The organism is uncultured Algibacter sp. (assembly GCF_905480415.1).
Classification (GTDB): domain Bacteria; phylum Bacteroidota; class Bacteroidia; order Flavobacteriales; family Flavobacteriaceae; genus Algibacter_B.
In genome coordinates this window covers 1-15,737 of record NZ_CAJQQI010000162.1, presented here as the reverse complement: position 1 = coordinate 15,737, position 15,737 = coordinate 1, and the positions used below count along the sequence as shown (strand labels likewise).

12 protein-coding genes are annotated in these 15,737 nt (G+C 32.1%); 9 read left to right on the top strand and 3 right to left on the bottom strand.

What is annotated here, in order from left to right; translation table 11 throughout:
• The 5 genes from QZ260_RS11320 to QZ260_RS11300 all read left to right on the top strand — a co-directional run.
• Nucleotides 1–1,842 (top strand): translocation/assembly module TamB (locus tag QZ260_RS11320; RefSeq protein ID WP_295986284.1); only part of this gene is annotated, 1,842 nt, incomplete at its 5' end.
• A 144-nt stretch (nt 1,843–1,986) separates the two neighbouring features.
• Nucleotides 1,987–2,973 (top strand): 6-phosphofructokinase, encoded by a 987-nt coding sequence (gene pfkA, locus QZ260_RS11315; RefSeq protein WP_295986282.1) that lies wholly within the window; start codon nt 1,987–1,989, stop codon nt 2,971–2,973.
• Nucleotides 2,974–2,990: 17 nt separating this feature from the next.
• On the top strand, nt 2,991–3,995 hold the full coding sequence (gap, locus tag QZ260_RS11310; RefSeq protein ID WP_295986279.1) for a type I glyceraldehyde-3-phosphate dehydrogenase: 1,005 nt from the start codon (nt 2,991–2,993) through the stop codon (nt 3,993–3,995).
• Nucleotides 3,996–4,077: 82 nt separating this feature from the next.
• Nucleotides 4,078–4,938, top strand: coding sequence for a BadF/BadG/BcrA/BcrD ATPase family protein (locus QZ260_RS11305; RefSeq protein ID WP_295986276.1), 861 nt, complete (start codon nt 4,078–4,080; stop codon nt 4,936–4,938).
• A 19-nt stretch (nt 4,939–4,957) separates the two neighbouring features.
• A complete protein-coding gene (locus tag QZ260_RS11300; protein ID WP_295986275.1) occupies nt 4,958–6,184 on the top strand; it encodes an ATP-binding cassette domain-containing protein in 1,227 nt (408 codons plus the stop codon).
• 3 nt (nt 6,185–6,187) lie between these two features.
• Here the strand turns inward: QZ260_RS11300 and QZ260_RS11295 are convergent, their stop codons facing one another.
• Nucleotides 6,188–7,237 carry a GMP reductase gene (locus tag QZ260_RS11295; protein WP_295986272.1) on the bottom strand — a complete coding sequence of 350 codons (1,050 nt, stop codon included), beginning with the start codon at nt 7,235–7,237 and terminating at the stop codon, nt 6,188–6,190.
• A 168-nt stretch (nt 7,238–7,405) separates the two neighbouring features.
• Here QZ260_RS11295 and QZ260_RS11290 point away from each other — a divergent pair, with 168 nt between their 5' ends.
• The gene (locus QZ260_RS11290) at nt 7,406–8,788 is read left to right on the top strand and encodes a response regulator (RefSeq protein WP_295986270.1); all 1,383 of its coding nucleotides are present in this window, start codon (nt 7,406–7,408) and stop codon (nt 8,786–8,788) included.
• A gap of 2 nt (nt 8,789–8,790) precedes the next feature.
• On the opposite strand, the gene QZ260_RS11285 is transcribed toward QZ260_RS11290, so the two are convergent.
• Nucleotides 8,791–9,171 (bottom strand): RidA family protein, encoded by a 381-nt coding sequence (locus QZ260_RS11285; protein WP_295986268.1) that lies wholly within the window; start codon nt 9,169–9,171, stop codon nt 8,791–8,793.
• Between the two features lie 137 nt (nt 9,172–9,308).
• Nucleotides 9,309–12,074 (bottom strand): putative LPS assembly protein LptD, encoded by a 2,766-nt coding sequence (locus tag QZ260_RS11280; RefSeq protein WP_295986266.1) that lies wholly within the window; start codon nt 12,072–12,074, stop codon nt 9,309–9,311.
• Nucleotides 12,075–12,246: 172 nt separating this feature from the next.
• Between QZ260_RS11280 and QZ260_RS11275 the strand changes: the two genes are divergently transcribed.
• The 3 genes from QZ260_RS11275 to QZ260_RS11265 are packed head-to-tail and all read left to right on the top strand — an operon-like array spanning nt 12,247 to nt 15,659.
• Entirely contained in the window at nt 12,247–13,347 is a 1,101-nt protein-coding gene (locus tag QZ260_RS11275; protein WP_295986262.1) for an N-acetylmuramoyl-L-alanine amidase, read from the top strand.
• 50 nt (nt 13,348–13,397) lie between these two features.
• Nucleotides 13,398–14,342, top strand: coding sequence for an MlaD family protein (locus QZ260_RS11270; RefSeq protein ID WP_295986260.1), 945 nt, complete (start codon nt 13,398–13,400; stop codon nt 14,340–14,342).
• 3 nt (nt 14,343–14,345) lie between these two features.
• Complete coding sequence (locus QZ260_RS11265; RefSeq protein WP_295986257.1) at nt 14,346–15,659, top strand: (Fe-S)-binding protein; 1,314 nt, start codon at nt 14,346–14,348, stop codon at nt 15,657–15,659.
• Nucleotides 15,660–15,737 lie beyond the last annotated feature (78 nt).

Below are 15,737 nucleotides of genomic sequence, written 5' to 3'. Positions count from 1 at the left end.
CCAAATTCAACTATTGTAATTGACGATTTTAAGGTTAATGATTTTTTATTAGGCTCATTTGATGCTACAGTAACTGGTAATGAATCACTAACTAATTACAGTATAGACGCTACTATTAAGAATGATATAACCCGATCATTTGCTGCAAAAGGAAATATTTTTGTTTCAGGAAGGCGTTCAACAATTGATGTAGCACTTGATTTTAATGCGTTTAATTTGGTTCCTTTAAATCCGCTATTGGATGGTGTTTTGTCAGATATTCGAGGTGAAGCTAATGGTAATGTAAAAGTAGTTGGAGACCTTATAAAGCCAGATATAAATGGTAATTTAATCATTAAGAACGGAGGTTTAGGAATTCCTTATCTTAATGTAGATTATGATTTTAATACCAATGCTTCAGTTAGCTTAAAAGACCAGAGTTTTATTTTTAATAATATAAGGTTAACAGATTCGAAATATAATTCTGAAGGCTTATTAAATGGTTCTCTGAGTCATGTCAATTTTTCAAATTGGAGCTTAGGTTTAAATATTACAACACCTCGTTTACTAGTTTTAGATACTGAAGAATCTGAAGAATCACTCTATTATGGAACTGGGTTTATAGGAGGAAGAGCAAGTATATATGGACCTACAGAGCAATTGGTTATAAGTGTTGTTGGAGAAACCAAAAGAGGAACAGTATTTAAAATTCCTTTGAGTGATGCAGTGTCATTTGGGGATAATACATATATACATTTTGTAACCAAAGAAGAAAAAGAAGCTAGAAAAAAAGGAGAAGAAGTAGAATTTAATGAAATAAAAGGACTGGAACTTACTTTTGATGTAGATGTAACTGAAGATGCAGAAGTAGAATTAATTATTGACAAAGAAACAGGACACGCTTTAAAGGGTAGAGGTATTGGAGGTTTGTTAGTTGAAATAAACACAAATGATAAGTTTAATATGTGGGGCGATTTTGCGGTGTTTGAAGGGGTTTATAACTTCGCTTTTGGTGGGCTAGTTCAAAAAGAGTTTATAGTACAACCAGGAGGAACTATTGCTTGGGAAGGTGAACCATCAAAGCCTAAAATAGATATGCTGGCTACCTACAAAACACAAACAAATCCTTCACCCTTACTTGATAATCCTATAAATAGAAGTATTCCCGTAGAGCTTAATATTAGTTTGAATGGCGATTTAGAACAACTTGATCCTAATTTTAGTTTTGAGTTCCCTAATGTGAATTCTACTATAAAGTCTGAGCTTAATTATCGTTTAGAATCCCAAGATGAGCGAGATACTCAAGCACTATTTTTAGTGTCAACAGGATCTTTTTCAAGTGGTTTTAATGATTTAAATGCTTCTGGTACTATTGCTGAACGTCTTAATGGTATTATTAATAGCATATTTACTTCTGATGATAGTAAAGTTAATGTAGGTTTAAATTATGAAGCTGGACAAAATAGACCGGATTATCAAACTGATGATCGGTTTGGTGTAACATTACAAACTCAAATTAGCGACCGTGTATTAATAAATGGTAAAGTAGGGGTTCCAGTAGGTGGAGCAACAGAAACTGTAATTGCGGGTGATGTTGAAATTGATTTTCTTTTAAATGAAGAAGGAACACTTACTGCTAAAGTATTTAATAGGGAAAATAGTATTAGAAATTTTGGTGAAGCCATAGGTTATACTCAAGGTGTTGGTCTTTCGTATAATGTAGATTTTGATACGTTTAAAGAACTTATTAAAAAGCTATTTAAATCAAATAAAAACCAAAAATCTACAGAACAATCTTTACAAAAAGAAGCCAAAAAATCTATTCCAGAATATATTTCATTCAAGTCTTCTTCAAAAAAATAGCAGCTTTTTCGCTCTGTTTTTCAAATCGTTAACTTTTTTTATCAACTAAAACGTTATAGTTTTAAGAGTGATAGTAATTTACTGTAAATGCCATAGATATATGGGTTTTGTTTAGTAGTTTTACCTTGTTAAATTTAAAAATTAATGTCGAAGGCAATAAAAAAAATAGCGGTTTTAACCTCTGGAGGGGATTCTCCTGGAATGAATGCAGCCATTCGTTCTGTAGTTAGAACATGTGCTTATCATAATATAGAATGTGTTGGTGTATACCGCGGATATGAAGGATTGATAGAAGGCGATTTCAAACAAATGGATGCCCGAAGTGTAAGAGGAATTATAAATAAAGGAGGTACAATTTTAAAATCAGCACGATCTAAAGAATTTAGAACTAAAGAAGGAAGGCAAAAAGCTTTTGAGAAATTAGCTCAGAATGACATTGAAGGTTTAGTGGTTGTAGGAGGAGATGGATCGTTTACTGGAGCTATGATATTTAATGAGGAGTTCGGTTTTCCAGTTATGGGAATTCCAGGTACCATAGATAACGATATAGTTGGTACATCTCATACACTTGGATTTGATACCGCTTTGAATACCGTAGTTGATGCTATTGATAAAATTCGTGACACAGCAAGTTCGCATAACAGGTTATTTTTTATTGAAGTTATGGGTCGTGATGTAGGACATATAGCACTAAATGTTGGTATAGCCGGTGGAGCTGAAGAAATCTTAATACCAGAAGAAGATTTAGGGTTAGATAGATTGGTAGAATCTTTAAATAAAAGTAGAAGTTCAGGAAAAACATCGAGTATTGTTATAGTAGCTGAAGGCGATAAAATAGGTAAAAATATTTTTGAACTTAAAGACTATGTAGATGAAAACATGGAAAATTATGATGTAAGAGTATCAGTACTCGGTCATATGCAACGTGGAGGAAGCCCTTCGTGCTTTGATCGTGTATTAGCAAGCAGAATGGGAGTGAAGGCTGTAGAGTCTATGTTGGAAGGAAAAACAAACTTCATGGTAGGGTTGATGAATGGTAATATGGAATTAACACCATTAGAAATGGCTATAAAAGGAAAAACAAAAATAAATTTAGAATTATTGCGTGTCTCAGATATCATGAGCATTTAACATTTATAAACAAGAATATGTCAAAATTAAAATTAGGAATTAACGGATTTGGTAGAATAGGTAGAATTGCTTTCAGAGTAGCAGCTTCAAGACCAAATGATATTGAAGTAGTAGGAATAAACGATTTATTAGATGTAGATCATTTAGCTTATTTATTAAAGTATGATTCTGTTCATGGGCAGTTTGATGGAACTATTTCAACGAACAACGGCAACTTAGTTGTTAACGGAAACGAAATAAGAATTACAGCAGAGCGTAACCCTGAAGATTTAAAATGGGATGCAGTCGGAGCTGAAGTTGTTTTAGATTGTACCGGTATATTTACTAATTTAGAAGGAGCCCAAAAACATATTACTGCTGGAGCTAAGAAGGTTGCTATTTCTGCACCATCGGCTGATGCACCAATGTTTGTAATGGGAGTAAACCATAAAGACATTACTGCTGCTGATACTATTGTATCTAACGCATCTTGTACTACAAACTGTTTAGCGCCTCTTGCTAAAGTAATTAATGATAAATTTGGGATTGCAGAAGGTTTAATGACTACAGTTCATGCTGCTACGGCAACACAATTTACAGTTGATGGACCATCTAGAAAAGATTACAGATTAGGTCGTGCTTCTTTAAATAACATTGTACCAGCATCAACTGGGGCTGCAAAAGCAGTAGGGAAAGTTATTCCTGAATTAAATGGAAAATTAACAGGTATGGCATTTAGAGTACCAACTGTCGATGTATCTGTTGTCGATTTAACTTGTCGTTTAGAAAAAAGCGCATCTTGGGATGAAGTTAAAGCTGCATTGAAGGATGCTTCTGAAAATGAATTAAAAGGTGTTTTAGGATATACTGATGAAGGTGTAGTATCACAGGATTTTGTATCTGAGCCAAGAACAAGTGTATTCGACGCTAATGCTAGTATGGCATTAAATGACAACTTTGTGAAATTAGTATCTTGGTATGATAATGAGTTTGGTTATTCAACTAAATTAGTTGATTTAGCACAACATATCGCGTCAGTATAATATTTAATTAATAATAATAACTCCGCAGAGTTATTGTGTAAATAGCACAGTAGTCTGTGGAGTTTTTTTTTCTTTAAAACTTATGATTTTAATTGTAGATAGTGGTTCTACTAAGTCTGATTGGATTGCGGTAGATAGTAACGGAAATAAATTATTGGAAAAGATTCGTACTAAAGGTCTAAATCCTGCAATTCTGGCTGAAAAAAAACTGGCTAAAAGAATTTTAAAGAGTCAAGAATTAAGGAGCAACAGAGAGAAGGTTACCCATGTCTTTTTTTATGGTGCTGGATGCGGAACAGAAAATGCTAAAGAACTTTTAGAAACTGTTTTGAAAGATATATTTATTAATGCACTTATAGAAGTGAATGAAGATACTTTAGCTGCAGTATACTCCACTATTAATCATCCTAAAGAAGCCGCAGTAGTGTGTATTTTAGGTACAGGCTCCAATTGTAGTTATTATGATGGAGAGCGATTACACCAGCGCGTTAAATCTCTAGGCTATATACTTATGGACGATGCTTCAGGTAATTATTATGGTAAGCAGTTAATTAGAGATTATTATTTTAACCATATGCCAGAAAATGTAAGATTGGCTTTTGGTAGTAAGTTTAATATGGATGCCGATTTTATTAAATATAATTTATATAAACAACCCAGTCCTAATGCATATTTAGCAAATTTTGCTGAGTTTATGTTTTTGCATAAAGATTCAGAATACACAATAAATCTTATTAAAAAGGGTATTAGAATATTTGTTAATAATATGATTATGCAGTTTAAAGAGGAGCTTAAAACAGTTCCTGTTCATTTTGCAGGTTCAATAGCTTATTTTGCTCAACAAGAAATTAAAGAAGTTGCAGATGAAATGGGCTTTAAAGTTGGTAATTTTGAACGTAGACCAATTGATGGCTTAGTTCCTTTTCATACAAAAAGCTTGTAATTTTTAGCAATAATATGTTGTGCCAAAGCATATAGCTATATACATTTCCAATAAAGAGAATAAAAATAAACTCTTAAACAGAATTACTTCCGGAGAACTTATTAAAGAGTTGTTCAATTTAAATGGTGCTGTTTTTTCTGAAATAAAGCTGAATAAGTTTATCGAAGAAGAAATACGTTACGGACATTTTGATATTCAAACCAAAACTAAAAATAGTCTTAGAAATTCCTCTGAAGGTGAACGTAAAAAGGCATTACTTAGCCATATTCTATTACAAAATCCAGATTATATAGTATTAGATAATGTTTTTGATTCTCTTGATATAAAGTCTCAATCAGAAATTAAAAACAAATTAATTCAATTGAGCAATCAATTATTGGTAGTTCAAATTACCACTAGAAAGATAGATATTTTATCATTTATTAAAGAGGTGTTTATGCTGCAAGATGGTAAGCTTCAGTTTTTAGATATTACCAAAAAAAATAAAGAACCCTCAGGACGCGTTATTAGAAACATTCCTAAAAGCTACAAACTAGAAAAGAAAAACTTTAAGTCTTTAATAAAACTAAAGAACGTTAATGTTAGTTATGGACAAAGACCAATACTAAAGAATATTTATTGGGAAATAAAGCCAAATGAATTTTGGCAACTAATTGGTCCAAATGGTTCTGGAAAGAGCACTATTTTAACACTCATTTCTGGAGACAATCCAAAAGGGTTTTTACAAGATATGACCTTATTTGGGATGAAAAAGGGGAGCGGGGAAACTGTTTGGGATATTAAAAGGCATATTGGATTCTTTTCTTCCGAAATGCTAATTGGTTTCAAACGTTCAGATACTATCGAAAATATGATTATTTCAGGTTTTTTAGATTCAATTGGACTTTATAACTACCCTACCGATATTCAAATTGATATTGCACAAAAATGGTTGCATGTATTAAATATGTTCCAACTCAAAGATGAGTATTTTAATTCGTTATCAAACGGACATAAAAGGTTGGTTTTAATTGCTAGGGCCCTGGTAAAACATCCACCATTATTAATATTAGACGAACCGACTAATGGACTTGATGATAATGATTCAGAGATATTAGCAAAATTAATTAATAAGATTTCAGAAGAAACTAATACTGCTATTATTTATGTGTCGCATAGAAAAGAGGCTCATATAAATCCCAATTATGTTTATGAGTTAGTCCCTTGTAAAACGGGTTCAACAGGAAAAATAATTAAAGACAATTAAGGCTTAATTGCTTTTTTGGTTATACACTTTATTCTCTTGTTCCGCAACCCTTATAAACGTAGTACGTTTTGTCAATTCTTTTAATCTAGCGGCACCAACATAAGTGCAAGTGCTTCTTAATCCTCCTAAAATATCTTGCAAAGTATTTACAACTTTACCACGGTAAGGTACTTCGACTGTTTTTCCTTCGCTAGCTCTATATTCTGCAACACCTCCAACATGTTTTTCCATGGCAGTTGATGAACTCATTCCATAAAAGCATTTATAAGATTTACCGTATTTATTAATCATTTCTCCTTCACTTTCATCATGTCCAGCTAACATTCCGCCCAACATTACAAAATCGGCTCCAGCGCCAAAAGCTTTGGCAATGTCTCCCGGAGAGGAACACCCTCCATCACTTATAATTTGGCCACCTAAACCATGAGCTGCATCTGCACATTCAATGATAGCAGATAGTTGGGGATATCCAACACCTGTTTTTACGCGTGTCGTACAAACCGACCCTGGTCCAATACCAACTTTAATGATATCTGCGCCAGAAAGTAATAACTCCTCAACCATTTCACCGGTAACGACATTACCCGCAATAATTACTTTTTCCGGATATTGTTCTCTGGTAAGTTTTACAAATTCAGCAAAATACTCCGAATACCCATTAGCAACATCAATACAAATAAATTTTAATTTTGGATTTAATTTAATTATTTCTGAAAGCTTTTTCGCATCATGCTCGCTAATACCAATACTTACAGCAATATAATCTTCAATACCTTTTGCAGCACTTTTCAAAAATTCACTCCATTCAGCAATTGAATAATGCTTGTGTATGGCAGTAAAGAGTTTGTTCTTAGACAATACTTTTGCCATTTCAAAAGTACCAACGGTATCCATATTTGCTGCCATAATAGGAATGCCTTCCCATGTTAATGGACTATGTAAAAATTTAAAATCGCGATCTAAGTTGACTTCTGACCTACTTTTTAAGGTAGAACGTTTTGGGCGTATCATAACGTCCTTAAACCCTAATTTTATATCGTATTCAATACGCATTTTTAAGATATGTATTAGTTCTTATTAAAATTTTAAATACAAATAAATTCATAATAAATATAAGACTTATTACGCATAATACTTTTGTTAATTAGTATAATTATAGATATGTTTGTTAAAAAGCAACATTTAATGAAGATTGTCCCTAAATCTATTAGACAGATGAAAATGAAGAAGAAATTATCCTTTTTCATTTTCATATCTATAGCTGCTATATTACTTATTGGGTACTTTTTTCTAGAAAAAAAAATATACGCGCAAAGTGCTGCTATTTTCTTATTCATACTTGCTATTATTCAAGTTTTAGCGTTACAATTCTTTTTAAAAAATCAATTAAAAAATGAGGTTATAAAAACCAATTTACAACTTAGAATAGATGGGTTGAAGGAGAGTTTAGAAATTGCTGAAGATTTGGCAAATCATAATTCTATTTATCTGGAGAATATGAGCTATGAAGTGCGTACGCCACTAAACACTGTTTTAGGGATGTTGAATATGCTTAAACAGACAGAATTAAATAGTGACCAAACAGTACAGGTTGAAATAGCTGAATACTCTTCGAAACACTTATTACAGTTGGTTAATATGGTAACTGATAATGCTAAAGTTAATGAAGAGAAGTTAGAATTAAATTTAAAAACATTTGATTTAAAATTCAATTTATCTAAGCTTTTTAAAGTCTTTGAATATCAAGCGTGGGAAAAAGGTTTAGAATTTGAGTATAAATTTATATCTGAAGATAAAGGCAAATTCTTGGTTTTAAGCGACGCATCTAGAATTCAGCAGGTATTAATTAATTTGATAAATAATGCCATAAAATTCACTAATAATGGGAAAATATCGATTATTGTAGATCAATCTGTTGGTATTGATAACGACCAAATCATCACATTTTATATCAAGGATACTGGAATTGGAATGAAACCAGAAGACGCCAAGCGTGTTTTTGAGAATCCTAAAGGAGTTTATAATGGGTCAATCAAGAAAGATTATAGAGGTGGAGGTATGGGGCTTTCAATTTCTCATGGTTTGGTAGAACTTATGGGTGGCGAGCTTAAATTAGAAAGCAAAGAAAATGAAGGCTCTACATTCTATTTTAGTTTACAGTTAAAAAAGACATTAAATATTAAACCTGTTGAAGAAGTTCAGCAACCCATTTTATCTGATAAGTTTAGTGTTTTAGTTGCTGAAGATAATAGGATGAATCAAAAAGTAATAAAGTTTCTTTTAGAGCGACAAGGTGCGGATTGCACGTTTGTAAAAAATGGATTAGAAGCCGTGGAACTTTATAAAATATTAGATTTTGATATGATTTTTATGGATATATACATGCCGGATATGGATGGATATGAAGCCACAAAATATATTAAGGAAACTGATAAATATTCGACTAATAAAACACCTATTATTGCAGTTTCAGCTAGTGCTTTTGAGAAGGATATTGAAAAAGCGAAACATGCTGGTATTGATGATTTCTTGGCAAAGCCAATTGATGTTGAAAAATTAAAAAAGTTATTAATAAAATTTGCTAAAAGGAATACTTCTGCTTAACACTATTTTACAGCAATCACACTTATTTCTACATTAACATTTTTTGGTAATCTTGCTACTTGTATGGTTTCTCTTGCTGGTGCGTTAGCTTCATCAAAATAATGACCATAAACTTCATTTATTAATCCAAAATCATCCATATTACTAATAAAAATAGATGATTTGATAACATGTTCAAAGGTCATACTTGCGGCTTCCAAAACGGCCTTTAGGTTTTGCATCACTTGTTTTGTTTCTGTTTTTATATCCTCCAAAACTAGCATATTCGTTTCAGGGTTAATAGCAATTTGACCGGATGTGTATAACGTGTTTCCAGTTAATACAGCCTGACTGTATGGGCCAATAGGAGACGGAGCATTTTTGGTAGTGATTATTGTTTTCATAAGAAAGTATTTATTTTTCATTTCCGCGAAATCGTAAGATTCTTGAATTCATTATTATTAAATATTAAATAATGAATAAAGCGAAAACCTTTAATTTTAATTTATACAATAAGAATCGCTACGTTTTTGTTCAATTTTTAGAATTGAACATCTGGCTGTCTGCGTTTCTCATATTTAAGATCTTGTAAAATACTAGATTTTATACCAATAAAGAAATTCCAAGAACTTCTATCGCTAAATGGTACCCAAGAAAAATTCATCCGCCAACTTAATAAATCGCGTTCAAAACGCAATTGTGTATATGTAAACCCTGCGTTTTTTAAATCGTATCCTGAAGAGGCTCCGATAGACCATTTGGGTGATAGTTCCACATCGCCAGAAAACATAAGAGAATGTGAAGAAATTTCATTTTGGCGCCTACTGTTCGAGTAGTTTACCGCATAAGCAAGCCTTAAATTCCATGGTATTTTGTAGTTATAAAGGTCACTTGGAGATTCGCTTTCAGTATCTTCTTTTTTACTCAATTGTTGATTTGCAAAATCCTCAGAAACACCAAACAAATCATCTGCTCGACCACCACTACGCACATTTTCTGTAATACCTTTATCTTTTTTATTACTTTTATCATCCGCTTTTTTACTAGCCAAGGTCCAACTGGCATTTAAGCTAGCGCTCGATAATCTAAAGAGACTTCCTCCGTTATCTACATTAAATTTATCTATTCTTCTATTGTTATTATCTAAAGCATAAGGGTCTAGAGTGGCATTAAAATTAACACTCATTTTATTTTTAAATAATTGTGTACCTCCACTCATTCTTACTGGACTCCATTTTAAAGAATCTCCAGCAAAATTATAAGATGTAGAAAAGTTTAAATTGTTTAATAAAATAATTTTTTTTGGTTCTGTGGCAGTACTATCTCTATCTCTTATTTTAGCTTCAAGGTTATTGGAAACAGAAATACCCATGGAGCTAGAAAAGTTTTTATTGGGAGCACCAAAAATACCACCTTCAAATCGGCTGTATTCTATAAGATCTCTTGAAGTAGTACCATCTGCATCGACAATTTCATCGCCTTCATAAGTATCATAATATTTATCAAAAGCTGGATTAATATTGTAACTAATCGATGGTCTGATTATATGGCGTATGGCCTTAATTTTTTTATCTTCCCCTTCTTTTTCAAAATTAAACATACCGTAAATAGTACTACCTATACTCGTACTAAAATTATATGTTCTAAAGGCATCAAAACCTTTTATATCTGTTGTAATTGTTTCATTTGATGTAGTATCAAAACTTTTGTCTATTGTTTTAAAAGTCCAGACTTCATTAAAACTAGTGCTAGCGCTAGCACTAAAATATTTAAATAACTTAAAGTTTGTTGTTAAAGGTATAGAATGTTGAAAGCCTGCCTTTGCATCATCAAACATTTCTTTTTTGAAGAATAGTGAATCGGTAGTTTGTATTCTGTTTTCAGCCCTAAGGTTATATTGAAAATTAACATTTTGGATGACCCCTTTTTTAGAACCTGTTTTAGACCCAAAAGGATACATTCGGCTCACACTTCCTTGGAATGTAGGAAGCGTCATGTTTATAGTTTCAGTATTCGTATTTTGAGAATGGGTTGCAGTAAGGCTAAAATTAACTTGAGGTTCACCTTGAAACGACTTTGAATAAGAAACGGAAGACGCTAATGTGTTATTTAAAAATGATCCTGAATTCACTTGATTAACAGATTGTCTAAAATAAGTACTACTACCTAAGTTTACCGAGGCAGAAAAACGAGAGCTTGGATTTGCTTTTGAATCTTGGCTATGCGACCACCTAAAGTTATATATGGTGTTTTTTGCATAATCAGGAAAACCAAGTTCGCTAGTAATTAAATTTTCATATCTAAAACCAATATTACCCCTAAACCTATAGCGCTTTGAGTAAGTGGTTTCTGTACGAATACCGTAACTTCCATTTGTGTAATAATCGCCTAGTACTGCTAAATCTAAATAATCGCTAATGGCGAAATAATACCCTCCATTTTGTAGAAAATATCCTCGATCATTTTGTTCTCCAAAAGAAGGTATAATAATGCCAGAAGTTTGTTTTTCACTTTGAGGAAAGAAACCAAAAGGTAATCCTAAAGGCGTTGGTACATTATATATAAAAAGATTAGCCAATCCTGTTACAATTTTTTTACCAGGTACAATTTTAGCTTTTCTTAATTTTATATAATATTCTGGGTCATCTAGATTATTCGCTGTGGTATATTTTGCATCTTTTACGAAGTAAACAGAATCGTTCTCTTTTTTTGTAGTTTCTGATATTACAGTCCCTTCTCCTTGCTCTGTTTTTGAATTGTAGATAAGCGCTTTTTGTGATTCTGTATTAAAAATAATAGAGTCGGGTTCAACTACATTACCAGCTTGGGTAAAAACAGGTTTTTGAGTATAGCCGTTCACAGTATCAGTAATACCTATAGCATAAACGGTGTTTTTATTATAGTCTATAGTTATACTTCCCGCAGTAATATTCATATCGCCATAGTCAATTTTGGCTTCATTATATAAATACAGTTTTTGATTTTTTTGACTAAACCTGGTATAATCTTTAGCGTGATATTTAACAATGGTTTCTAAAAGCTCTTTTTTAGGCTTAATAGAATCCTTGATAATCGTATCTTGAATTTTTTCGGAAGGTGCAGTAACAGAAAGACTATCTGTTTTTTTAATTAAGCCATCCTTTAAGCTTCTATTAATGGTTTTTCCATTCTTTGGAATATCTTGAGAGAAGCTTAACGTGTTAATAAACACTGTAAAACTTAATGCAAAAAGTATTTTAAAGTTGTTTGTACGCAACGCTTTTAAATGTATTTTTGTAGAAGTATGGCTCGGTTTTTGAAAAGTCAAAATTACATATATTTTTTTGGGATTAATTTATTATTCAAGTAAATATTTGAAATTAAAATAAACCGAGTTTTTTGGTCGTTAAAAGCCTATTAAACTTCTACTAAATTTGTATCAAAAATGATACCTTGGGTTGATTTAATATGCAATCGATTAAAAAAATTGTAATTACCACATGAAAACGCAAAACATTTTACTTTTAGTATCTTTTATAACAGTATTAATATTTTCTTCATTTATTGATAATGATGAGAATGATTTAAAAGACAAGTTTGTTGTTGTTTTAGATGCTGGCCACGGAGGTAAAGATCCTGGTAACCTAGGTAATGGTTACAGAGAAAAAGATATCGCTTTAAAAACGGTATTAGCTGTTGGGAGAGAGCTTGATAAAAATCCAAATATAAAAGTGGTTTACACGCGTAAAACAGATGTGTTTATAGATTTATTTGTGAGAGGAAAAATAGCCAATAACGAAAAAGCAGATTTATTTGTTTCTATTCACTGTGATTCTCATACCTCTCAAGCTTATGGAGCTGGAACTTTTGTATTAGGGACCCACAGAAATAAAACCAATTTTGAAGTAGCCAAAAAAGAAAATTCAGTAATTTTCATGGAGGATGACTATGAAAAAAATTATGCTGGTTTCGATCCTAATTCTCCAGAATCGGTTATGAGTATTCTATTGAGTCAAGAGGAGTATCTCGATCAAAGTATACAATTAGCGAGTTTAATTCAAAAAAGTTTTTCAAGTAAATTAAATCGAAAAAACAGAAAAGTAAAGCAAGCTGGTTTTATAGTTTTACATCAAACAGTGATGCCTAGTGTTTTAATAGAGCTGGGATTTTTAACTAATAAAAAAGAAGGTGCTTACCTGAATTCTAAAAAAGGGCAGCAGCAAATGTCAACCGCTATAAAAGATGCCATTCTCGAATATAAAGCGAGTTTAGATAAAAATGTTAGTGATTATAACACCGTTAATAGTGTTAATGAGCCGGTAACTCAATTTTCAGAGAATATTATATATAAAGTCCAAATTTCTGCAAGCTCAAAAGCTCTAGAAACAAAATCTTATAACTTTAAAGGCCTCAACTCTATTTCAAGATTAAAAGACGGGAGTTTATATAAGTATTTCTATGGTAGTACTTCTAATTACGAGGAAACAAAGGTGCTCGAACAAGAGGCAAGGAGTAAAGGCTACAATTCAAGTTTTATTGTAGCATTTAAGGATGGAAAAAAGATTGCTTTAATTGATGCTTTAAAATCAACAACTAATTAAAGGTTTTCTTCTAATAATTATATTAAATTTGTTTTTCTAAAGCATTCAATTTGAAAATATCAAAAGAAGTAAAAACAGGGATACTCGTATTGTCAGGTATCGTATTATTATATTATGGCCTTAATTACCTAAAGGGAAGAGATCTTTTTAATTCCTCACTTACATTTTTTACTGAATACAATAATGTAGAAGGATTGGTGCCATCTACACCTGTTACAATTAATGGGCTTAGTGTTGGTAAGGTTACTAATATTGATTTTAAGGGTGATGGTTCTGGGAAGTTATTAGTAAAATTTATAGTCGATAGTGAATTTGAATTTTCAAAAAACAGTAAAGCCGAATTATACGAAACAGGTTTAATAGGCGGAAAGGCTATAGCTATTGTTCCCGCTTTTGATGGATCAGAAAATGCTAAAGAAGATGATATTCTTCAAGGCACTATTAAAGCAGGATTAACAGATTTAGTAAATCAACGTTTAACACCATTGCAAGAAAAAATAGAAGTAATGATGGTAGGTGCAGATTCATTACTTAATAATTTAAATGATGTTTTTGATGATAAAACAAAAGCAAATCTAAGAGCAAGTGTAGCTGGTATAAATGATGTTATTCAGAATTTTAAAAAGACCTCAAGTTCGTTAAATACCTTGATGGCAAATAATGAAGAAAAGTTAAATAATACCTTATCCAATGTTGATAAGATCTCTTCAAACTTATCAAAAACAACCCAACAACTTGCTAATGCCAATTTAGAGGAAACTATAAAAAGTCTTGAAACAACCATTCAAAATTTTAATGGCATAAGTGATAAATTAAAAAATGGAGAAGGTTCTATTGGAAAACTTCTTCATGATGATGGGTTATATAATAACATTAAGGGCGCTACAGGAGAACTTGAATCGCTCTTGAACGATATTAAATTGCATCCAAAACGATATTTTAGAATACTGTCAAAAAAAGAAATCCCTTATAGCGAAGAAAAATCTAATCAATAACCCATGGAATATTTGCCAAATATAATTTTTGCAATCATATTAGTTCTTGGTCTTGGCTTTTTTACTAAAAACGTTAAAAAGCTTCTTAGAAATATAAAACTAGGTCAAGATGTTGATGTTAGTGATAATAAATCACAACGTTGGAAAAACATGGCGATGATAGCCTTAGGGCAAAGTAAAATAGTACGTCGACCAATTTCAGGTTTCTTACATGTTATCGTTTATGTAGGTTTTGTGATAATTAATATTGAAGTCCTTGAAATTATTATTGATGGGATATTTGGTACACATAGAATTGGTTTAAAAGTATTACCAGATTCCGTTTATGGTTTTTTAATAGGAACGTTTGAAGTTTTAGCCTGTTTGGTATTTTTAGCTGTAATTGTATTTTGGATTCGCAGAAATATTTTGAAGCTAGCGCGTTTCTGGAAAAGTGAAATGACGAGTTGGCCAAAAAATGATGCAAACTACATTCTGTATTTTGAAATGGTATTGATGACCTTATTTTTGGTTATGAATGCTGCCGACTTGAACTTTCAAGCTATGAGTTCTGGAAATGTTATTAGTCAATTTTTATCACCATGGTTTTCTGGATTATCAGAAGGCACATTGCACGTTATTGAAAGAGGTGCTTGGTGGGTGCACATTATTGGTATATTAATCTTTCTAAATTACTTATACTATTCAAAACACCTTCATATTTTATTGGCATTTCCAAATACTTATTATGGTAACTTAAAACCTAAAGGCCAGTTTAATAATCTTGAAGCAGTTACCAATGAGGTGAAAATGATGATGGATCCCAACATTGATCCGTTTGCTGCAACACCAGAAGGAGCTGAAGAAGAAGTTCCTGCAAAGTTTGGTGCTAGCGATGTTCAAGATTTAAATTGGGTACAATTATTAAACGCTTATACCTGTACTGAGTGTGGACGCTGCACTAGCGAATGTCCTGCGAACCAAACAGGTAAGAAGTTGTCACCTCGTAAAATCATGATGGATACTCGAGATCGTTTAGAGGAAGTTGGTAAAAATATTGATGTAAATAAAGGTGAATTCAAAGACGATGGAAAACAACTTCTAGATAATTATATCACTAAAGAAGAACTTTGGGCATGTACATCTTGCAACGCTTGTGTAGAGGCTTGTCCTGTAAGTATAGATCCGCTATCCATTATTCTAGAAATGCGTCGCTATTTGGTTATGGAACAGTCCGCTGCTCCAGTAGAATTAAACAACATGATGACCAATATAGAAAACAATGGTGCACCATGGCCATACAATCAAATGGACAGATTAAATTGGAAAAACGAATAATTAAATAATTTGGGCGTTACCCTAATAGGGTCGGGCTTTCGGCAGTCGCTTCCCGATAAAAAATAGGGAGAGCTTCAA

Excerpts from the sequence above, each read along its gene's own strand:
- QZ260_RS11275 (WP_295986262.1), top strand. The coding sequence starts at position 12,247 with ATGAAAACGCAAAACATTTTACTTTTAGTATCTTTTATAACAGTATTA.
- QZ260_RS11305 (WP_295986276.1), top strand. The coding sequence starts at position 4,078 with ATGATTTTAATTGTAGATAGTGGTTCTACTAAGTCTGATTGGATTGCG.
- QZ260_RS11295 (WP_295986272.1), bottom strand. The coding sequence starts at position 7,237 with ATGCGTATTGAATACGATATAAAATTAGGGTTTAAGGACGTTATGATA.
- QZ260_RS11290 (WP_295986270.1), top strand. The coding sequence starts at position 7,406 with ATGAAGAAGAAATTATCCTTTTTCATTTTCATATCTATAGCTGCTATA.
- gap (WP_295986279.1), top strand. The coding sequence starts at position 2,991 with ATGTCAAAATTAAAATTAGGAATTAACGGATTTGGTAGAATAGGTAGA.
- QZ260_RS11285 (WP_295986268.1), bottom strand. The coding sequence starts at position 9,171 with ATGAAAACAATAATCACTACCAAAAATGCTCCGTCTCCTATTGGCCCA.
- pfkA (WP_295986282.1), top strand. The coding sequence starts at position 1,987 with ATGTCGAAGGCAATAAAAAAAATAGCGGTTTTAACCTCTGGAGGGGAT.
- QZ260_RS11265 (WP_295986257.1), top strand. The coding sequence starts at position 14,346 with ATGGAATATTTGCCAAATATAATTTTTGCAATCATATTAGTTCTTGGT.